Genomic DNA, 19,669 nt, shown 5'->3' with positions numbered 1-19,669 from the left:
CCGATGAAACCATCATGACAAAATCAGAATATCAAGAAGCCTTGGAGTGGCTTTTTGTACAAATGCCTAATTATCAAACGGACGGTATAAAGGCTTATAAACCCGGACTTGATAATATTATCCGACTTTGTGAATATTTTGGGAATCCACAAAATGAACTCAAGATGATTCATATTGGTGGAACCAACGGTAAAGGATCTACCAGCAATATGCTGGCATCTGTATTACAGGAAGAAGGCTATAAAATTGGATTATACAACTCTCCACATCTTATTCATTTTACAGAAAGAATAAAAGTAAACGGAAAGAATGCAAATGATGAGTTTGTTTACAATTTTATTCAGAAGCTGAAGAATCTTCCTGAGGAAATAAAGCCTTCATTTTTCGAGTTTACGACCATTATGGCATTCGAATATTTTCGTCAGCAGAAAGTAGATTATGCCATTATAGAAGTAGGCCTTGGAGGCAGACTGGATGCAACTAATATTATCTTGCCTATACTTACAGCCATTACTAATGTTGCGTTGGATCACACCAATATTTTGGGCAATACAAAAGAAGAAATCGCCACAGAAAAGGCAGGAATTATAAAAGCAGGAATTCCTGTTGTTTCCGGCGACGAAAATCCGTCGGTAAGGAATATTATCCAGCAAAAGGCAAACGAGCTTAATGCTAAGTTTATAGATGCTACAAGCCTGAATCCTGAATTCGATTCCGATTTAAAAGGAACTTATCAGAAAAATAATATCAGAGTTGTTCTGGCTTTAGTTAAAGAACTACGCCTTCAGAATATTTCTATTTCGGAAGAATCTTTAAAAAAAGGTCTTTTGCACGTTTATAAAAACACTAATTTTATTGGTCGCTGGTTCGAGTTTTCTAAAAGTCCTCTTACCATTTGCGACACCGGACACAATCAGGCAGGATTGGAATATGTATTTAACCAGTTAAAAACTTATTCCCAGTCAAAACATATTGTTCTTGGCTTTGTAAATGATAAAAACATAGACGATGTAATTCCTTTACTTCCAAAAAATGAAAAATTTTATTTTGTAAAGCCATCTATTCATAGAGGGAGAAATCCTCAGGAATATGAAGACCTCATTAAAAAAGAAAATTTAAACTATCAGATATTCAGCGATGTACAATCAGGTTATTTAGCAGCTAAAGAAAATTGTGTTTCAGATGATATGATATTCATTGGTGGAAGTAACTTTGTTGTTGGAGATTTTTTAGAAAAAAATTTGGCAGTTCACGAATAAGTTGTATATTTGCACCACTCAAAAAGAGAAAACAACTCTAAAAGAGGGTTCTTAGCTCAGTTGGTTCAGAGCATCTGGTTTACACCCAGAGGGTCGGGGGTTCGAATCCCTCAGGACCCACAAAAGGTTCGAAATCCTTTAAAAAATTCGGGTTCTTAGCTCAGTTGGTTCAGAGCATCTGGTTTACACCCAGAGGGTCGGGGGTTCGAATCCCTCAGGACCCACAAAAAAACTCTCAGAAAACTGAGAGTTTTTTTATATCCTTACTTTATCTATAATCTGTTTTTCTTTATTTCCGTGCTACTCTTACTCTGTATTTTGTGCAGAGAAGTCATTAATGCAGAAATCTTGTAGCAAATTTCAAAAAACCACTCACTCTGTAACATTAACACTTCATAATCAATAAATTAATTAAAATATAAATTTTTCGAATAATAATTTTAAATACGACGAGTTTTGGCGTATTAGATATTTAGGTTTGCTCTAGAAACGTTTCAGAAAGAATTATTAATTACAAATTATTATGTTATGAAAGATTTAATAGATGACTTAGATGAATTTGATATATCAAGCCAAAAAGTTCTCCGTAGTATTACCAAAAGCAATAGCATCATACAATTTCAAGATCTTAAAAAGGGGATATATGGAAAAGGAAAAGATGTTTTTGAAGAAATAAGAACCAATAAATCATTTGATGAAATATCTAATGAATATGCCTTAAGCACACCTTTGGGAAAAGACAGTTCTTTTTATAAACCTACATTTGAGGATTATGATTCCTTATCCAAAGACTTTTATACGGACGGGATTAATTACGAACTCCTTGCAAAAGATTTAAAAGAGAAATTAGGACAGACAAAAAATTTCTTATTTGAACCAGAAAAGTATTTATTAAAAGATAAAAATGTTTATTCCGGTTCTTCCTCAATAGGAATTCCTGTCAATAGTAGTATTAAAGATAATAAACCTTTTTTTTACAAAAAGAATAACAAAGAAGTTCAAGCTATCTTTGAGTTGGCAAAATTGAACACCCGAAAAAATCTGCTAAGTAATTCTTACAATTTTGGGATTTATTTTGACAATCATAGGATCACTTATAATTTGAATTTTATCTATAAAGATGGTGAAGATAAAAAATTCTCAGATGCACAAACAGATGCAACGGAAAGCCCTTATGATTTTAAACTGAATGATGAATATTTTGCAATAAAACTTTACACAACAAATGAAGAAACTTTTGTAGAGTTTTTAAGAGTGATAAAAGGTAATTCAGCTGCTGAAGAAATGAAAAATGATATTATCCGGTATTATAAAAGTTTCTTTACAAGAGCCAAAAATAATCCTGATATTATTGACGCTTTATATGAAAACATCCCTGATTTTGTATTAGAAACCCTTACAGATGAAATGCTGTGGAAAGATTTTGTTTCCCTATCCGAAAAAAACATTAATACAATCGGCACCAATGAGAACCTCTCTGTTATTAATTTACTGAAAGGCATTAAAAATGCAAATTGGTGGTACCACCAGGTCAATCAAACACCCGAGGCCGTACGTAAAATATTTAGCAAATTCAATACTCAGTATATAGAAGAACTAATTATATCTTTTTCAAGAATCGGTCTAAAAAACTGGACTAATAAAGAACTGGAAAAAGCATGGAAATTTGATCTTGATTATGAAAATTACAAACCTTCTGACGGAACAAATGATCCATACATAAGATATACCGGTTTTGCCTATTATCTTGAAAAAGAAAAGAAATACAGAGTAGGAACAGCCTTATTTAGTTATGATAGTCCTTCTGTTATAACACCCTATAATGAAAAAGAAATAGGAAACAGAATTGAGCAGCCTTTTAGCCCTATGAAAATGGTACTACAAGAAGGCAAAACATTATACATACCCTGCTTTGTTGCTGAATATTTTACCAATAAAAAGATAAGTGAGGAGTTTTGGATACTTCTTAATAATATTGCCTCAGGTCTATTACCAGAACTCGGAGCAGGTATCGCAAGAGGAACAGCTATTTTAGCACGAATCTTTAATGGTAGAAAGATAAGAACGATAGAAGAGCTTATAGAATTTTTAGAGAAAATAGACCAAAATGTAATGGCCGAAGATCTTGAAAAATTAGGAATACAGGTTCTTTTCAGAGGTACAACGAGAAGTACAAATGGAGACCTTTTTATTGGAAATATGAATTCAATAGAATACGGAGCCTCAACTTCTACAGATCCGATAAGAGCGGTTATTTTCGCAATAGAATCTTCATCAAAACCAGGAACAAAGGGAGTTTTGCAAATTTACATACCTAAAAATTTAAAAGGCCTAAATTTACAAGCACCAAATTTTAGAGTAAGTAAAGAATTGGAAGTAATAGTGAATACTTCTCCAGAAAATTTATCTAATTTCGCTGTAAAGGAAATTGCAGTAGAAGACGCAAGGAAATTAGTCAATGAAATATATGGGCTTGATATTCCTAAAACAATAACAGAGAACTCTATTCCTAGTAGTAATATGCTACTAGATGATATAACCAAACTGACACCAAAAGAATCAGAAGAATTTTATAAAAAAATATTTAAATTAAAAAAATAAAAATATGAATATACTAACTAACGAAGTCATTGAAAATCTAAATGATAGCAAAGTGGTTCTTAACCCTTTTCTTTTTTCACATAGAGTTCACTCAGAATCTGATATAAAACAATATGGTCTTCCTATCATAAATAAAGAAAAACAATTGTATTTAGACAATAATAGAAGTAGTTTTGATTTCATTATTGGAACAAAGTTTAATGTTGTTTTTAGAAGAAAAGATGTCAAAGGTTATCAAAAGATTGATGCAGAATTAGATTTTGTTTCTTTAAAAAAAGGAGATAATATTGGTATCCTCCCTAGAGGATATGGAGGAATAGTTCGTCTAACATTTAAGGATAAAACTCCTGAAATGATAAAGTTCCTTGTTCAAAATGATAAGGAAAAATATGATGATTTAAAAAACGATATTATATATTTTACAACACAAAAAGTTATGGATGAAATCTTAAAAGAATTGGAAAAAACAGAAAATCCTTAAATCATAGAACCCACAAAAAAACTCTCAGAAAACTGAGAGTTTTTTTATTTCTTTATCTTATCTATTACTTGTTGTATTTTCAGTTCTTCCAGACACGCCCAGTCACCACGATAACATTCTTTATCTCCAAAGACAGAACAAGGCCTACAAGTTAAATCTTTTACACCAACCACATCTTCTTCTTTTTGTCCGTAACCTAAAAACCCTGCATACGGATGTGTTGCTCCCCAGACAGAAACTACTCGTGTCCCCACCAAAGATGCCAGATGCATGTTAGCAGAATCCATAGATATCATCACCCGGAGTTTCGATATCATATTTAATTCATCAGAAAGGCTTAATTTACCGGCAAGAGACGTTGTATTGGGTATTTCTTTTTCCCATTTGGACAAAACCTCCACTTCCGATGCTCCACCTCCAAAAAAGTAAATATGCTCGCTTTTTGCAAGCTCTCTTACAAGTTCAAAAGATTTTTCAAGAGGCATCATTTTACCTCTATGCTGAGCAAATGGTGCAAAACCTATCCCGGATTTATCTTCAACTAAAGGTCTTAATGTATGAGAAAGATTTACAGAAAAACCCATAGAGCGCAAAACATCTGAATATCGTTCAGTTGTTTTCTTCAACTGGTGTTTATTCAGATTCCATACATCAGTAAGCTCTTCTTTATCCTCTTTTCCTTTATTAATCTTATAAACCTTAAAACCTCTTCTCTTAAAGAACAGGTAAAGAATTTTTGATCTGATCACATCATGCAGATCTGCAATAAAATCGGGATTATATTTTTTCAGAAGTTCTTTGGCGAGCTTTCGCATACCAAGAATTCCTTTATAGTCGTCAATATTAATTCCAACAAATTCAATTCCTTCGATCCCTTCAAAAAGCCCCGAAAAGCCTTTTCTGGAAACCATTACAATACGAACGTCCTTATTTTGTTCGAGAAATTCCCGAAAAACAGGTACAGTCATCGCTACATCTCCAAACGCGGAGAAGCGGTATGCCAAAATAGTTTTCAACTTTTTAACTGAAATGCAACTGCGTAAAATTTAATTTGCTTGGTCATTGCCATCAGTCCGTTTGCACGAGATGGCGAAAGGAATTCCTGAAGACCTATTTCTTCAATAAATTTAAAATCAGAGTCCAGAATTTCTTGTGTTGAGTGCCCACTGTATACCTGAGTAAGCATTGCTACAATACCTTTAGGAAGTATTCCGTCGGAATCTGCCTGAAAGAACAATTTACCATCCTTAAATTCAGCATCAATCCACACTTTGGACTGGCACCCCCGAATAAGGTTCTCGTCAGTCTTCTTATCCTCAGATAATCCTTTCAATTCTTTACCCAAATCAATGATATATTCATATTTCTGCTCCCAGTCTTCCAGGAAAGCAAAATCATCTACTAAAGCCCTCTGTTTTTCTTGAATTGTCATTATTAAAATGCTTTATGCAAAGGTAAAGATTTTGGAAGAAATGATCATAAATCTACTTTTTTACCTTTTTCTGAAGAAGGTAATAAACCTGAATGAAGCAGATAATTGCATTGGGTATAATAATTGGCCAAAGCATTCCTCTGTAAATACCATAAATTACAAAGCAAATACAACCTGCCAGATTAATAAGTCTGATTTTTAGTACGTCTTTCGGTATAAAGCCCAGGACTATTAGTACTGACGCTAAATAGCCTACAATTTCAACCCAGCTTTCATTCATAACGAATACAATTTTGGCGCAAACCTAATAAACAATTCGCTTAAAATCAAATCTTTTTGTGCCATAACGGCATATTTTTTCTTTGGTAAGATGTTTGCAAATTTCAATTACCTGAAAAACTTCTATAACAAAACAAGAACTTTTTCAGAAATAACTTTTAAATTAGTATACATTTTAAAATCATGGAATATCAATTCTCAAAAGGGATGAACCAAGTGTTCAACAATAGCCGTAATGAGGCCAAGAGATTGCAGAGTGAATTCCTCAATACTGAACATTTATTATTGGGTATTATAAAGTCTGAAAACTCTTCCGCTTACGCTATTCTTGAGGATTTCAACGCCGACTTAACACAAATAAGAAGAAAGATTGAAAGCCTTAACATAACTAGTAACAACCCGAATGCTATGGTAACGGAGAAAATTCCGTTAACTAAGATGGCAGATCAGGCTATTAAACGTGCAGCACTTGAATGCAGATTGTATAAATCTACAGAAGTAAATACTGTACACCTGTTACTGGGTATTTTGTATAAAACCGAAGATCCGACAACCAGCATTCTGGAGTCTTACGACATCGATTATCAAGCTGTGTCCAAGCATTATAAATCTATGCTGAAGGAAAACGGCGATTTGCCTAAAAATCAGGCATTCGATGATGACGAAGACAAAGATGATGCATTCAGTCAGATGAAGAAACCTTCTGGAAATCTGGGAACAGGTAAAAGTAAAACTCCGGTTCTTGACAACTTCGGCAGAGATCTTACCGGACTTGCAAGAGATGGAAAACTGGATCCTGTAATCGGCCGTGAGAAAGAGATTGAGAGAGTATCTCAAATTCTTTCCAGAAGAAAGAAAAACAATCCTCTTCTGATCGGTGAACCAGGGGTAGGTAAATCTGCTATCGCTGAAGGGTTAGCATTAAGAATACACCAGAAAAAAGTGTCCCGCGTATTATTCAATAAAAGAGTAATCACTCTGGATTTGGCAAGTCTTGTTGCAGGAACTAAGTACAGAGGACAGTTTGAAGAAAGAATGAAGGCTATTATGTCTGAGCTGGAGAAAAACAGAGATGTAATTCTGTTTATCGATGAGCTTCATACCATTGTAGGTGCCGGAAGTTCTACAGGATCTCTGGATGCTTCAAACATGTTCAAGCCTGCTTTGGCAAGAGGCGAAATCCAATGTATTGGTGCTACTACTCTGGACGAATACCGTCAGTATATAGAGAAAGATGGTGCTTTAGAGCGTCGTTTCCAAAAGGTAATGGTAGAGCCTACCACTATTGAAGAAAGTATTCAGATCCTTAACCAGATCAAAGATAAATATGAGGAGTATCACAATGTAACTTATACTGATGATGCTATCAAAGCTTGTGTTAATTTAACAGCAAGATATATTACCGATCGTTTTCTTCCGGATAAAGCAATTGATGCTTTAGACGAAGCCGGATCTCGTGTTTATATCAAAAACATGAAAGTTCCTACCGAAATTATCGAGTACGAAAAAGCGATAGAAGAGGTAAAAGAGCAAAAACAGAAAGCTGTAAAAGCACAGGATTATCTTGAAGCCCGCAAGCTTAAAGATGAGGAAGAGCGTCTGCAGATCGAACTTAACCTTGCTCAGGAAAACTGGGACAAAGAGGTAAAAGAGAAGAAAGAAGTTGTTACTGAAGAGAATGTTGCTGAAGTAGTATCTATGATGAGTGGTGTTCCGGTAACCAAAGTAGGTAAAAACGAGCTGGATAAACTATCCCAGATGGATGCTATGCTTAACGGTAAAGTTATCGGTCAGGAAGATGCAGTTCGAAAAGTTGTAAAAGCAATTCAAAGAAACCGTGCCGGACTGAAAGATCCGAACAGACCTATCGGAACATTTATTTTCCTTGGTACAACTGGTGTTGGTAAAACAGAACTAGCCAAAGTAATGGCTCGTGAACTTTTTGATTCAGACGAAGCGCTAATCAGAATAGACATGAGTGAATACATGGAGAAATTTGCTGTGAGCCGATTAGTAGGTGCGCCTCCGGGATATGTAGGTTACGAAGAAGGTGGACAGCTTACAGAAGCCGTGCGCAGAAAGCCTTATGCAGTAGTTCTTCTGGATGAGATTGAAAAAGCTCACCCTGATGTATTCAATATTCTTCTTCAGATTCTGGATGAAGGACATGTTACTGACAGCTTGGGCAGAAAAGTAGACTTCCGTAATACCATTATTATCCTGACTTCAAATATCGGAACCAGAGATCTTAAAGATTTCGGTGATGGTGTAGGGTTTGGAACTTCAGCTAAAAAATCTACATCAGACACCAGAGCGAGAAGCACCATTGAAAACGCTCTTAAAAAAGCATTCGCTCCTGAATTTCTGAACAGAATAGATGATATCATTATCTTCAACTCTCTGGAAAAAGATGATATTAAGAAAATCATTAATCTGGAATTAGGTAAATTATACAGCAGACTGGAAAAACTTGACTACCATGTTGAGCTTTCTGATGATGCCACTGAGTTCATTGCTGAAAAAGGCTGGGATAAAGATTTTGGTGCCCGTCCGTTAAAGCGTGCAATTCAGAAATACATTGAAGATCTGTTGGCAGAGATGCTTGTGAACAAACAGATGAAAGAAGGCGATAAAATCACTCTTAAGGTCAATGAGGCCAAAGATGCTCTGGAAGCAGAGAAGACTCCTAAAAAGAAAGAAAAAGAGCCTAAAACTTCATAAAAACAAGATCCCTCAGAAAATTCTGAGGGATTTTTTATTTAGAGTCTGTTTAAATTTTAATTCAAAAAAGCATTAGGCTTCGACAAGCTCAGCCTGACACATCAAAAAAGAAAATATTTGAGACGGACAATGTCACTCAGAGCCTGTCGAAGAGTATTAATTATAAAAATCAAACAGCCTCTTGTTCTATAAACTCAAATTATTAATAAAGCTTTATTCCAGATCTAATCTCGGAGAATTATTATATATCTCTTTAGCTTTATCAATCCAGTCCTTTCTCTCTTTCGCCGTTTCAAAGCTAACAACTTGTGCAGTCCCATAGACATTCGTGTTATATCGAATGGTATTTAGTTTAGTTTTTGCAACCTTACTAATCTTTTTAGAATCAGGTATTAATACTTCTCTATTTTTCCTCTTAAACTGAGTTAACTTAAAATAATAATTCTGTTTATCATCATAAAGAATATATACAAGCCCCGGTAGTCCTGTAAATTTATATGGAAAGAAGTTCAATGTCAGGTCTTCAGCATACCATGCACTCCATTTTCTACCAAAAGCAAAACCTTCTGCCTTTCGTATAGTTGTATCATTATATGGCTTTCTGTCGCTTAGTATTTTCCATTTTATATCCGGAGCTTCACTATAAGTATATTTCTTTCCAATTATATTCTCTAAAACAATTAAATTTCCAGACTGATTGATCACTTCTTCATTAAAGGCTGAATTATATTTCAGCTGTCCCATGACATCATCATTGTTAATTTTACCCGACCGTTTAAGTGAATCCAGTACATAATTATTTGTACCGATGAAATAGCTCATATTTTTTTTACTATTCATAAATAAGAGAAACTGCTCATCATTTTTCACTTTGTTTATAGGATATGTCAGACTATATGCAGCTACAAAATCAAATTTTTCTTTTTGACAATACAAAACAGCTGAAAGATGTAGTAATATATATAAAATTATATTTTTCATAAATTATTAAGAAAAGGCAGCAATTAAGCTGCCTCATATTTATATAGTTTTATAAAGTCATACTATCAGGGTGATTGTTGAAGGCCTAACTCCACATTCGTTATAATTAACCTGACTTACTGCTGCTTTAATTTGGTCAACAGTTGCATTGTCTGAAATCTCTTTAGTGGCTGTGGTACCATAAGAAGTGGAGATTGTCCATTTAGCAGCAAACATTTGTCCGACTCCTAAAAGAATTGCTGAAAATAAAAATAATTTTTTCATTGTTTAAATTAATTTTTAATCGTTAAACATATTAATAACTGTGAATGACGTCATTATGATTTAAAAAATAAATTCTCGACTTTATATTTTCAAATCAATGATTAAATTTAAATAAAAAAATACTGAAAATAAATTAATCATATTAAAATTTACTTATGTTAAATGATTTTTATTATAAAAACAAAAGACAATAATATTATTTAGCATAATAAAATATGGGAAGCAAAAACCACTGATTAAATCAGTGGCTCTTATTTTTTATTTATATAAAATTATACGCTGGTTAATTCATATCTAAAAGCGGTTCGATGTATTCCCGATTATTACTTAGCCTCGGTACTTTATTTTGTCCGCCGAGTTTTCCCCTGCTGTTCATCCAATCATAAAACAAGTTTGATCTGGCGATATGAATTACTGGATGCTTAAGTGTTATATTATTATAACGTTTTGCTTCATAATCTGAATTGACTTTCTTTAGGGTATCATCGAATATGCGTGCAAAAGCTTCAATTTCGGATGGCTTTCTGGAGAATTCTATCACCCATTCATGTGCTCCGGATTCGTTTCCGTTCATGTATATTGGTGCACCAGTATAATCTATGATTTCTGCATTCGTATAATCACATGCCTTTTTCAGAGCAACTTCTACATTATCAATCATCAATTCTTCACCAAAGGTATTGATATAATGTTTGGTTCTTCCTGACACTTTTATTCTGTATGGGTTGGTCGAAGTAAATTTCACGGTATCGCCTATCAGATATCGCCATAGTCCTCCATTTGTTGTCAATACCATTGCATAGTTCTTCCCTACCTCAACGTCTTCCAGAGTGATTGTTTTAGGATGGGATTCTCCAAAATGTTCCATTGGAATAAATTCATAGAAGATTCCATAGTCCAGCATCAAGAGCATATCATCGGCTCCGGACCTATCCTGAATACCAAAGAACCCTTCGGATGCATTATAAATCTCGTAGTAATTGATATCCTTACCCATCAACTGCTTATACTGATCCTTGTAAGGAATAAAGCTTATACCTCCATGGAAAAACACTTCAAGATTTGGCCAGAGTTGCCCAATATTGTCTGCATTAGTTTCTTTCAGTAATCTTAGCAGCAAAACCATCATCCAACTTGGCACTCCGGTAAGGCTTCCCACATCCTGGCTTTTAACTTCAGCAGTTATTGCTTTTAGCTTACTCTCCCATTCTCCCATTAGCGACACCTTTCTGCTCGGTGTATTAATAACTTCTACCCAATATGGGAGATTTTCAATGAGTATAGCTGAAAGGTCTCCAAATTTGGTATTGAAATCCTGATACATTTCTGAACTTCCACCTAAGCGAAGGTTTTTATGCTGAAAGAGTTCCGATTCAGGATGGTTATTCACATAAAGTGCAATAAGATCTTTACCTGCTTTATAATGGCAATCCTCAAGACTTTCTTCTGTAATTGGAATAAACTTACTCTTGGCATTGGTAGTACCCGAGGATTTAGCGAAACGCTTAATCTGTCCTGGCCAGATAATATCCGGCTCTCCCTGGCGAGCCTTTTCTATATAAGGTTCAAAATCTTCGTAGCTAACAATGGGGATCCTATTTTGAAAATCGCTGATGCTGGAAATACTTTTGAAACCATATTTAAGTCCGTATTCAGTATCCTCTGCCAGAAAAAGCTGAGAAAAAAGCACTCCTTTTTGCGTTTCGTAAGGATGAGCAATGAAGCGCTCTATCTGGTCTATTCTTCTCCCAATAAACCAGTTTACCACAGAATTGAAAAGCGCTTTTGTTGCCATAAAATGCCTAAAAAACAAATATAATGTTTTTTAGCTTTTGTAAAGATTTTTTGACAAAGAAAAAGCCATCCTTAAAAAGATGGCTTAAATTTATCATTACAAATAGCTAATTAGCAATATTCGTTATAAGCTGCCTGAAGGTTAGCTGCTATAGCTCCTGCAGGATTACCTTCGATGTGGTGACGCTCTAGCATGTGTACTAATTCACCATCTTTAAATAATGCTACTGCCGGAGAAGAAGGTGGGAACGGAGCCAAAAGCTTTCTAGCTTCTGCTACCGCTTCTGTATCATATCCTGCAAAAGCAGTTGTAAGATGATCTGGTTTTTTATCACCTAATAAAGATGCTATAACACCTGGTCTTGCTGCACCTGCTGCACAACCACATACAGAGTTAATTACTAACAGGGTTGTTCCTTGTTGTTTTATAGCCTCATCTACTGCCTCAGGAGTAGTAAGATCTTCGAATCCGTTGCTGGTAAGTTCTGCCTTCATAGGCAATACTAAATCTGATGGATACATAATTTAATTTTTTTATAATAATTGAAATATCTCATACAAAAGTAAACATATTTTACAGATGTATCAATATACTACATCTATGAAAAATATGTTCAATAGTAATCGGACATTATGACAAAAAACCCAGAACCAACTCGTAGTTCCGGGTTTAAATCAAACCGATATACAGATTAATGATATCTCAAATTAAATGCTAGCGTATGAATTCCGAAGAAAGAACAGATTTCTTTCCTCCTTTCTTTCATATCTAACTCAATAGTTTTTTAGCCATTTCCGAAATACTTTTTCCATCGGATTTTCCGGCTAATGCTTTGGAGGCTAACCCCATTACTTTACCTAAATCTTTTGTTCCTTCCGCTCCGGATTCTGCAATAATTTTCTTTATTTCAGCTTCCAGTTCTTCCGCGCTTAACTGTGCAGGTAAGAATTTTTCTATAACCTTTGTCTGAGCCTCTTCTATCTCAGCAAGGTCCTGACGGTTCTGAGCATTGAATTGCTCCATAGAGTCTTTACGCTGCTTCACCATTCTCTGTAGAATTGCAATTTCCTGCTCTGGTGTAACATCTGCTCCTTTTCCGTCGGTTTTCACTAATATTATTTGGGCTTTAATAGCACGCAATGCATCCAGAGCGACTTTGTCTTTCTCTTTCATGGCTGTTTTCATTGCGTCCATTACTTGTACTTCTAAGCTCATCTTATTTTAAAATTTAACAATGTATCAATATAACAGTTTACCAATAATTACTTAGAGGAAGGTTGTTACATTGGTACATTTTTACATTGTTATAGTTTAGTCTACGTCTTTATTTAAAAAACGGTTTTCACGAAGATTCATCTGTCCCTTGTTCTCGGAAAAGAATGAATTAATAGTATGATCGGAAGCGTTTTCCCCTTCGATATTAATGTTCTTTCTCTTGAATGCAGGAATCGTTTCAAAAGCATTTTCAGCCTCTGTATTAACGAATCTGGAGTTAAACTCTTTCAGTTTATTACGGCGCTCTTCAATCTTTAACTGATTTTCATTTAAAGGAGCTTTGTTTACAATACTGATTTCTTCTTCGTATGGTTTTTCAACAATAGTAATATTTTCTATTGTTACTTCTGAAGGAGTTTCTACTGGTGTTTGTGTAACTTCAGCTTCTACAACTTCTTTAACCTGTGTTTCTTCTATTCTGTTTGCGGGTTCCTGTACCTCAACTCTATCATCAGCAAAGTTGAATGTAAAGGCTACAGGTTTCTCTTCTTCTTCGAATAATTCTCCGTTAAATTGGAAATCCTGAGCTTGATCTTCTTTTGCCTGAGGTTCTCCGGTAAAAGAAAATAAATTGAACTCGTTGCTATCATTCTCCAGTTTCCAGTTCTGATCACCAAAACCTTCTTCCTCTTTATCTAAAAACTGAATTTCAGTAGGTGTTTCTTCTACAAAAAACTGTGCTCTGTCTGCACTTCTTTCTACAGAGTTAACTGGAAATTCAGGTCTTGGAGCATCGTCTTCATCATCTAAACGAAATAAATCTTTTCCGGAAGTAACAACTTGCTCTTCGGAAGTTTTGAATGGAGATTCTCTTTTTATCTGAGATGCAGATTTATCTTCGGAAAGGCTGTGTACAATTTTCTCTGTAGGCCCTGAATATTTTTGGTGCTCTTTTGCAAATCCTGTAGCAATAACAAGTACACTTACAGAATCTCCTAATTCTTCATCAGAACCAACTCCGAAAATGATATCCGCTGTATGGCCTGCTTCCTTCTGGATATGGTCCATAATGATACCGATTTCGTCCATGGTAACTTCTTCGTTTCCACTTCTGATCAATAGCAAAACATTCTTTGCTCCTGTAATTTTATTGTCATTCAATAATGGAGAATCTAATGCTTTCTTAACAGCATCTTCTGCTTTGTTCTCACCAGAAGCAACACCGTTAGACATCAATGCCGTACCGCTATTCTGAAGTACAGATTTAGCATCACGGAAGTCAATGTTTACATCGAAATAACCGGTAATAACCTCAGCCATTCCTTTTGCAGCATTGGTTAAAACCTCATCGGCTTTTGAGAAACCTGATTTGAAACCAAGGTTACCAAATTGTTGACGAAGCTTATCGTTATTAATAACAATTAATGAATCAACATTGTTGCGAAGCTTTTCAAGACCAAGTTCTGCCTGTTCTAATCTTCTTTTCCCTTCGAAGCTAAACGGAATAGTTACAATACCTACGGTAAGGATGCCCATTTCTTTTGCTACTTTAGCAATTACTGGGGCAGCTCCCGTACCAGTACCACCTCCCATTCCGGCAGTGATAAATACCATCTTGGTATTTTGTCCCATAGAGGCTTTGATATCGTCGATACTTTCAATAGCTGCCTTTTCTCCAACCTCAGGATCTGCTCCGGCACCAAGACCTTCAGTCATGGTTATACCCAACTGTACTTTGTTGGCAACAGGGTTATTGTCTAATGTCTGTGCATCGGTATTACAAATGACGAAATCTACTCCATGAATCCCTCTCTCGTACATGTGCTTCAGTGCGTTGTTACCACCTCCTCCAACACCGATAACTTTTATAATTGATGAATTTCCTTTTGGCAAATCAAACTGAAATCCTTGTACACTTATATTTTCCATTCTTTGTTTCGTTTATATAACGGTCTGCAAAATTTAGCAAACTTTAATGATATTTAAAAAAAATTATTCAACTTCTTCGAAAAATTTTCGAACTTTCTCCATAATAGACTGTCCCAGAGTAGGTTTCATCTTACTCTTGCTTGCTTCTGCTACCGGAGTTTGTGCTACAACTTCTGTCGTATTTTCGGTTACTGTTTCTTTCTTGTCAGTAACTGTTTCGGTTACCTGTTCAACAATCTCAGGTTCCTCAAAAGCTCTCTTATCTCTGATTTTTAAGCTTTCCATCAGAAGTCCAATAGAAGTAGCAAATTCAGGACCTTTTAAAAACTGGTTCTTATCATTCGCTACATATTCATTTGCATAACCGATTCTGGCATCAAATCCGGTTATATAATTGGAAAGCTGACGAAGGTGTCTAAGATTAGATCCGCCTCCTGTAAGCACAATACCAGCAATAAGTTTTTTCTTTTGCTCGTATGCACCGTAGCCTTTTAGTTCATTATTTACCATTTCCAGAATCTCTTCTACTCTCGCATTAATAATTTGTGCCAAAGTTTTTAAAGAAATCTCTTTGTCTGGTCTTCCGTGAAGTCCAGGAATGGTAACAAAAGTTGAATCTTTTTCTAACTCGGGAACAGCAGAACCAAATTTTACTTTTAGCTTTTCTGCATGGTTCTCGATGATAGAACATCCTTCTTTAATATCATCTGTAATAATTCCTCCGCCATAAGGAATAACGCATGTATGACGGATAATATTGTCTTTAAATATTGCGACATCTGTAGTACCACCTCCGATATCTACAATCGCAACACCTGCTTCTTTTTCTTCTTTTGTAAGAACTGCTTCGGAAGATGCTAATGGCTCTAGCGTAAGAGCCTCCATATCTAACCCAGCTTCTTTTACACAACGTGCAATATTACGGATAGATCCCATCTGTCCAACAACAACATGGAAGTTAGCTTCCAACCTCTTTCCGTGCATTCCAATAGGTTCCTGAATCTCTCCTTCAGAATCTACTTTATATTCCTGAGGCAACACGTGGATAATCTCTTCACCAGGAAGCATTACCAGCTTTTTCACCTGGTTTTTAAGTTGTTCTATATCGTCTTCAGTAATATATCTATCCGGATGCTCTCGCATTATATAATCGGAATGTTGTAAGCTTCGAATGTGCTTACCGGCAATACCTACTGTAACATTCTTTATTTTCACTCCCGCACTTTTCTCAGCTTCGGAAACAGCTGCCTGAATAGAGCTTATCGTTTGTGAAATATTGTTAACAATGCCCTTATGAACGCCAAGACTTTTACTTCGTCCTACGCCCATTATTTCTATTTTTCCATGGGCATTTTTTCTGCCCACAATGGCTACAATCTTGGTAGTCCCAATGTCGAGCCCTACTGCAAATTCGTTTGTTTCCATCACTATCTCTAATTATTCAGTTTGATTTATTATTTTTTTTCTTTCTTTTTATCTTTAGCTTGTGTCTTTTTGCCCTTTTCTTTTTTGTGCTCGGGCTTTTTCTCGGGAGGAGCTTTCTTCTTTTCCGGAGCTTTTTTATCCGAGACCAATACTGGTCTCGCAATAATATTATTTGGCAGTTTCTGAGTTAACAAGCTGTCAGCATCTGATTTAAAACCTTTTCGTAATGTTGTTACAATTTGGTTATTATACTTTACCGACACTTGTCTGTACTTCATCGGATCCTGATAAATAAGGTACTTTTCAGCAAAAGTTTTAAATCCTTTTAGTTTAAAGTCTATATTTTCCAGATCTCCTAATTGCACCTTGAAGTTTCCTTCATCAGTAAGCAACTCATAATTCCCGCCTTCTTTATTTATTCCTACAAAATATCTTTTGTTGAAATCATCTTTTCCTATTTTAGCAATAAGCTCAGATAGTCCTTTATAATCTTCTTTCGGAATATCCCCTGAAACCAGCATACACGGGTATGAAAATTTATCTGAAAGCGGAAATTCTTCGCCATTGCTATCAACATAGTATTGCTTCGCGCCATTGTTTATTCTCATAAATGGCACTCTTTGTTTTACATCTACATTTAGCACTCCGTTCAGGTTAAGATACACATTTGCACTGTCTACTGCTTTAAGAGCATTCAATTTTTTTTCAAGTGCGGGTATATCTAAAGTTCCTACTTTTCCTGAGGGGTTACTTTTCTTTACAATACTTTTTACTGTTGCTTCATCTATAAAATATACAGGCGTCTCCTGTGTTAAGTCTATTTTTAGTTTCTGTTCTTTGGTACTGAATCGTTTCAATGAAAAATTGAGTAAAAATGCCAAAAGCACTATTACTACGAAGATTTTTAATATTCTGTATTTATTTTTCATTTTTCTATCTCAATACCTATTTCTTTCTGAACATATTTTCTTGAATGCAAAGACCGCAAAGGATTTATACCTTTTTTGTTTCGCTGAGCCGCTTCGCTTAAGCTATGCCTGTTTCATTTTTCAGCCTGTTTACAATTCTCTTTATTCCTGTCTTAAATAATTTCGAATTAAAATTTAACAACAATCCCAGTCTATAATCTCCTAATTTTAAATAATTCATTAGTTGTGCGGCATGAAAATCAATCAGGTTTTCCTGTGCTTTGACTTTAATAACAACTTTATTTTCCACTAGTAAATCCACTTTAAAAGCATTACTTACTTCCAGATCATCATAAATAATGGACAGAAATTTTTGTCTTTCAACATACAAACCTCTTTTAGTTAGTTCATGAGCCAGACATTGTTCATATACGGTCTCATATAAACCCATTCCTAAAGCTTTATGCACTTTAAGTCCTGCATCAATAACTTCTTTAGAAATTTCGTTTTCTGTCATTTTTAGCTTTGTTGAGTGAAACGCCTTTGCTTTCTTTATTCAAAAATCATCTGCTCTTAATTCTTTGCGTTCAAATAAATTATTCTTTTTCTTTTCCCATCCATTCCATAATCGGATCGTACAAAGTATCTATATTTCCTGCTCCGACAGTAAGGAGAATATCAAATTCTTTATTTTTAATTTTTTCAAATGCATCCTGAAGGCTGCTTATTTCTTTCTTTTCACTTTTTACTTTTTCCAATAACCAATCAGAAGTCACACCTTCTATTGGCAATTCACGAGCTGGATATATATCTAATAAGATCAACTCTTCTCCTTTACTCAGACTTTCAGCAAAACCATCTACAAAATCTCTTGTTCTGGTAAATAAATGCGGCTGAAAGACTATTAACAGCTTTTTATCGGGATAAAAGGTTTTTATGGAACCAATTACAGCATTTAGCTCAGTTGGGTGATGGGCATAGTCATCTATATATATTTTCCCATTCTCAAAGAAATGCTTGGTATATCTTCTTTTAATCCCTTTGAAAGATTTAATTCCTTTTTTAAGATCTTCATAGCTTGCTCCCAACTGGTGTACTATTGCTATTGCTACAGTCGCGTTTTCTACATTATGAATTCCTGGTAAATGCCATTCAAAATCCTCAATAGTTTCATCACCGGCATGAAAATCAAATCTAAGCGTTCCACCTTCCATACGAATATGATCGGAATAATAGTCTGCTTCTTCATTTACAGCATAGGATACTGATTCTCTGCCAATGTCAAGTCCTTTACGGACAAATAACTGCTGATCTTCAGGAACCAGCCCTGCAAAATCTCTGAATGATTCTTCTATTGTATTTTTATCACCATAAATATCTAAATGATCCGCATCCATTGAGGTTACAACTGCCCACTTTGGACGAAGATTCATAAAAGAACGATCATATTCATCTGCTTCTACAACGGATATATCTGTACCATTGAAAATGAAATTAGACCCATAATTTTCTGCAATACCTCCTAAAAAACCCGAGAAAGGAAGATTCGCAACTTTACATAAATGTGCTATCAGCGTAGAAGTTGTAGTTTTCCCATGTGTCCCGGCTACGGCTACACATTCTGTAGTTTCAGTAAGAATTCCCAAAACTTTAGCTCTCTTCATTATGGTAAACCCTTTCTCTGTAAAGTAGTCTAAGATCTTAAGATTCTTAATTGCTGGTGTAAAAACAATTAATGTATTTTCAGGAGTCAGGTTCTCTTCTACATTAGTTAATACATCATCGAAATTTATTGTTATTCCTTCCGTCTGAAGGGCATTCGTAAGTTTGGTATGCGTTTTATCATAACCCGCCACCTTTTTACCTACAGAATGGAAGTAACGCGCCAGCGTACTCATTCCAATTCCTCCAATTCCTATAAAATAATAGTTTTCGTATGTATTAACATCAGCCATCTGACTTCTTACTTTTTTAATTTTTATTTATCCTTTAGTTTTCTTCAGGATGCTTATATTATTATTTTGTAACCTCTTCTGTAACTTTGTCAGGCTGAGCCTGTCGAAGCCTCGTTACTTTTTCATTCTATTTTTAGACAAATCTGGTAATATTTCCCAATTGTCATTAATTATAGCTTCTTTCTTTTTTCTACTCCAGCCTTTCACTTGTTTTTCAAAAGCGATTGCCTGTTCTACTTCATTAAATTCGGAATAAAAAACCAACTTAACAGGTCTTCTTGTATATGTATAACTTTCTGGGTTATTACCTTCATTATGTTCATCAATTCTTCTGGTTAGATTATTCGTCATCCCTGTATAGTAAGAATTATCCGAACACTTTACAATATATACATAATAAGTTTTCATCTTTTATTGTCCTTCG

18 protein-coding genes and 2 tRNA genes are annotated in these 19,669 nt (G+C 35.0%); 6 read left to right on the top strand and 14 right to left on the bottom strand.

The annotated features are described in order from the left end of the window. The first annotated feature begins 14 nt into the window (after window positions 1-14). The 5 genes from ATE49_RS17360 (at window position 15) to ATE49_RS17340 (ending at window position 4,341) form a co-directional block, all read left to right on the top strand. Window positions 15-1,259 carry a bifunctional folylpolyglutamate synthase/dihydrofolate synthase gene (locus ATE49_RS17360; RefSeq protein WP_065083103.1) on the top strand — a complete coding sequence of 415 codons (1,245 nt, stop codon included), beginning with the start codon at window positions 15-17 and terminating at the stop codon, window positions 1,257-1,259. 45 nt (window positions 1,260-1,304) lie between these two features. Further along, window positions 1,305-1,379, top strand: a tRNA-Val gene (locus ATE49_RS17355). Between the two features lie 29 nt (window positions 1,380-1,408). Further along, window positions 1,409-1,483, top strand: a tRNA-Val gene (locus ATE49_RS17350). Window positions 1,484-1,787: 304 nt separating this feature from the next. Beyond that, window positions 1,788-3,860, top strand: a complete 2,073-nt coding sequence (locus ATE49_RS17345; RefSeq protein ID WP_065083102.1) for a hypothetical protein — start codon at window positions 1,788-1,790, stop codon at window positions 3,858-3,860. A 4-nt stretch (window positions 3,861-3,864) separates the two neighbouring features. Next, window positions 3,865-4,341 carry a hypothetical protein gene (locus tag ATE49_RS17340; protein ID WP_065083101.1) on the top strand — a complete coding sequence of 159 codons (477 nt, stop codon included), beginning with the start codon at window positions 3,865-3,867 and terminating at the stop codon, window positions 4,339-4,341. A gap of 44 nt (window positions 4,342-4,385) precedes the next feature. Here ATE49_RS17340 and ATE49_RS17335 read toward each other — a convergent pair whose 3' ends face one another. Genes ATE49_RS17335 through ATE49_RS17325 form a run of 3 tightly spaced genes read right to left on the bottom strand, consistent with a single transcriptional unit; the run spans window position 4,386 to window position 6,053 of the window. Beyond that, window positions 4,386-5,357, bottom strand: a complete 972-nt coding sequence (locus ATE49_RS17335; protein ID WP_081278501.1) for a glycosyltransferase family 9 protein — start codon at window positions 5,355-5,357, stop codon at window positions 4,386-4,388. Continuing rightward, window positions 5,354-5,773 (bottom strand): SufE family protein, encoded by a 420-nt coding sequence (locus tag ATE49_RS17330; RefSeq protein ID WP_034870871.1) that lies wholly within the window; start codon window positions 5,771-5,773, stop codon window positions 5,354-5,356. Before ATE49_RS17330 ends, ATE49_RS17335 begins: the two co-directional genes overlap by 4 nt. A 52-nt stretch (window positions 5,774-5,825) precedes the next feature. Further along, window positions 5,826-6,053 carry a hypothetical protein gene (locus ATE49_RS17325; protein WP_009090305.1) on the bottom strand — a complete coding sequence of 76 codons (228 nt, stop codon included), beginning with the start codon at window positions 6,051-6,053 and terminating at the stop codon, window positions 5,826-5,828. A 182-nt stretch (window positions 6,054-6,235) separates the two neighbouring features. On the opposite strand from ATE49_RS17325, the gene ATE49_RS17320 reads away from it, so the two are divergent. After that, on the top strand, window positions 6,236-8,773 hold the full coding sequence (locus ATE49_RS17320; RefSeq protein ID WP_059156219.1) for an ATP-dependent Clp protease ATP-binding subunit: 2,538 nt from the start codon (window positions 6,236-6,238) through the stop codon (window positions 8,771-8,773). Window positions 8,774-8,986: 213 nt separating this feature from the next. On the opposite strand, the gene ATE49_RS17315 is transcribed toward ATE49_RS17320, so the two are convergent. From ATE49_RS17315 to ATE49_RS17265, 11 genes are all read right to left on the bottom strand, one after another. After that, complete coding sequence (locus ATE49_RS17315) at window positions 8,987-9,754, bottom strand: GLPGLI family protein (RefSeq protein WP_081278500.1); 768 nt, start codon at window positions 9,752-9,754, stop codon at window positions 8,987-8,989. Between the two features lie 57 nt (window positions 9,755-9,811). Beyond that, a complete protein-coding gene (locus ATE49_RS17310) occupies window positions 9,812-10,018 on the bottom strand; it encodes a hypothetical protein (RefSeq protein ID WP_065083100.1) in 207 nt (68 codons plus the stop codon). 283 nt (window positions 10,019-10,301) lie between these two features. Continuing rightward, window positions 10,302-11,813, bottom strand: coding sequence for a GH3 auxin-responsive promoter family protein (locus ATE49_RS17305; RefSeq protein WP_065083099.1), 1,512 nt, complete (start codon window positions 11,811-11,813; stop codon window positions 10,302-10,304). A gap of 110 nt (window positions 11,814-11,923) precedes the next feature. Then, on the bottom strand, window positions 11,924-12,334 hold the full coding sequence (locus ATE49_RS17300) for a BrxA/BrxB family bacilliredoxin (protein ID WP_009090298.1): 411 nt from the start codon (window positions 12,332-12,334) through the stop codon (window positions 11,924-11,926). A gap of 247 nt (window positions 12,335-12,581) precedes the next feature. Continuing rightward, window positions 12,582-13,028 (bottom strand): GatB/YqeY domain-containing protein, encoded by a 447-nt coding sequence (locus ATE49_RS17295; RefSeq protein ID WP_065083098.1) that lies wholly within the window; start codon window positions 13,026-13,028, stop codon window positions 12,582-12,584. A 96-nt stretch (window positions 13,029-13,124) separates the two neighbouring features. Next, window positions 13,125-14,957, bottom strand: coding sequence for a cell division protein FtsZ (ftsZ, locus tag ATE49_RS17290; protein ID WP_065083097.1), 1,833 nt, complete (start codon window positions 14,955-14,957; stop codon window positions 13,125-13,127). Window positions 14,958-15,020: 63 nt separating this feature from the next. Next, entirely contained in the window at window positions 15,021-16,382 is a 1,362-nt protein-coding gene (gene ftsA, locus ATE49_RS17285) for a cell division protein FtsA (RefSeq protein WP_059156215.1), read from the bottom strand. Window positions 16,383-16,411: 29 nt separating this feature from the next. Beyond that, window positions 16,412-17,311, bottom strand: coding sequence for a cell division protein FtsQ/DivIB (locus tag ATE49_RS17280; RefSeq protein WP_059156214.1), 900 nt, complete (start codon window positions 17,309-17,311; stop codon window positions 16,412-16,414). A gap of 97 nt (window positions 17,312-17,408) precedes the next feature. Then, window positions 17,409-17,807, bottom strand: a complete 399-nt coding sequence (locus ATE49_RS17275; RefSeq protein ID WP_065083096.1) for a GxxExxY protein — start codon at window positions 17,805-17,807, stop codon at window positions 17,409-17,411. 79 nt (window positions 17,808-17,886) lie between these two features. Then, the gene (murC, locus tag ATE49_RS17270) at window positions 17,887-19,245 is read right to left on the bottom strand and encodes a UDP-N-acetylmuramate--L-alanine ligase (RefSeq protein WP_065083095.1); all 1,359 of its coding nucleotides are present in this window, start codon (window positions 19,243-19,245) and stop codon (window positions 17,887-17,889) included. Window positions 19,246-19,359: 114 nt separating this feature from the next. Then, entirely contained in the window at window positions 19,360-19,653 is a 294-nt protein-coding gene (locus ATE49_RS17265; protein WP_065083094.1) for a GIY-YIG nuclease family protein, read from the bottom strand. Between the last annotated feature and the right edge of the window lie 16 nt (window positions 19,654-19,669).

This window comes from Elizabethkingia miricola, from assembly GCF_001675285.1.
GTDB classification, from domain to species: Bacteria; Bacteroidota; Bacteroidia; order Flavobacteriales; family Weeksellaceae; genus Elizabethkingia; species Elizabethkingia miricola.
This window is presented reverse-complemented; position numbering and strand designations above follow the sequence as displayed.

What these genes read in the sequence shown, in the direction of transcription:
- ATE49_RS17275 (WP_065083096.1), bottom strand. Translation starts at nt 17,807, where the DNA reads ATGACAGAAAACGAAATTTCTAAAGAAGTTATTGATGCAGGACTTAAA.
- ATE49_RS17330 (WP_034870871.1), bottom strand. Translation starts at nt 5,773, where the DNA reads ATGACAATTCAAGAAAAACAGAGGGCTTTAGTAGATGATTTTGCTTTC.
- ATE49_RS17310 (WP_065083100.1), bottom strand. Translation starts at nt 10,018, where the DNA reads ATGAAAAAATTATTTTTATTTTCAGCAATTCTTTTAGGAGTCGGACAA.
- ATE49_RS17295 (WP_065083098.1), bottom strand. Translation starts at nt 13,028, where the DNA reads ATGAGCTTAGAAGTACAAGTAATGGACGCAATGAAAACAGCCATGAAA.
- ATE49_RS17340 (WP_065083101.1), top strand. Translation starts at nt 3,865, where the DNA reads ATGAATATACTAACTAACGAAGTCATTGAAAATCTAAATGATAGCAAA.
- ATE49_RS17320 (WP_059156219.1), top strand. Translation starts at nt 6,236, where the DNA reads ATGGAATATCAATTCTCAAAAGGGATGAACCAAGTGTTCAACAATAGC.
- ATE49_RS17360 (WP_065083103.1), top strand. Translation starts at nt 15, where the DNA reads ATGACAAAATCAGAATATCAAGAAGCCTTGGAGTGGCTTTTTGTACAA.
- ATE49_RS17305 (WP_065083099.1), bottom strand. Translation starts at nt 11,813, where the DNA reads ATGGCAACAAAAGCGCTTTTCAATTCTGTGGTAAACTGGTTTATTGGG.
- ATE49_RS17300 (WP_009090298.1), bottom strand. Translation starts at nt 12,334, where the DNA reads ATGTATCCATCAGATTTAGTATTGCCTATGAAGGCAGAACTTACCAGC.
- ATE49_RS17325 (WP_009090305.1), bottom strand. Translation starts at nt 6,053, where the DNA reads ATGAATGAAAGCTGGGTTGAAATTGTAGGCTATTTAGCGTCAGTACTA.
- ftsZ (WP_065083097.1), bottom strand. Translation starts at nt 14,957, where the DNA reads ATGGAAAATATAAGTGTACAAGGATTTCAGTTTGATTTGCCAAAAGGA.
- ATE49_RS17345 (WP_065083102.1), top strand. Translation starts at nt 1,788, where the DNA reads ATGAAAGATTTAATAGATGACTTAGATGAATTTGATATATCAAGCCAA.
- ftsA (WP_059156215.1), bottom strand. Translation starts at nt 16,382, where the DNA reads ATGGAAACAAACGAATTTGCAGTAGGGCTCGACATTGGGACTACCAAG.
- ATE49_RS17280 (WP_059156214.1), bottom strand. Translation starts at nt 17,311, where the DNA reads ATGAAAAATAAATACAGAATATTAAAAATCTTCGTAGTAATAGTGCTT.
- murC (WP_065083095.1), bottom strand. Translation starts at nt 19,245, where the DNA reads ATGGCTGATGTTAATACATACGAAAACTATTATTTTATAGGAATTGGA.
- ATE49_RS17265 (WP_065083094.1), bottom strand. Translation starts at nt 19,653, where the DNA reads ATGAAAACTTATTATGTATATATTGTAAAGTGTTCGGATAATTCTTAC.
- ATE49_RS17315 (WP_081278500.1), bottom strand. Translation starts at nt 9,754, where the DNA reads ATGAAAAATATAATTTTATATATATTACTACATCTTTCAGCTGTTTTG.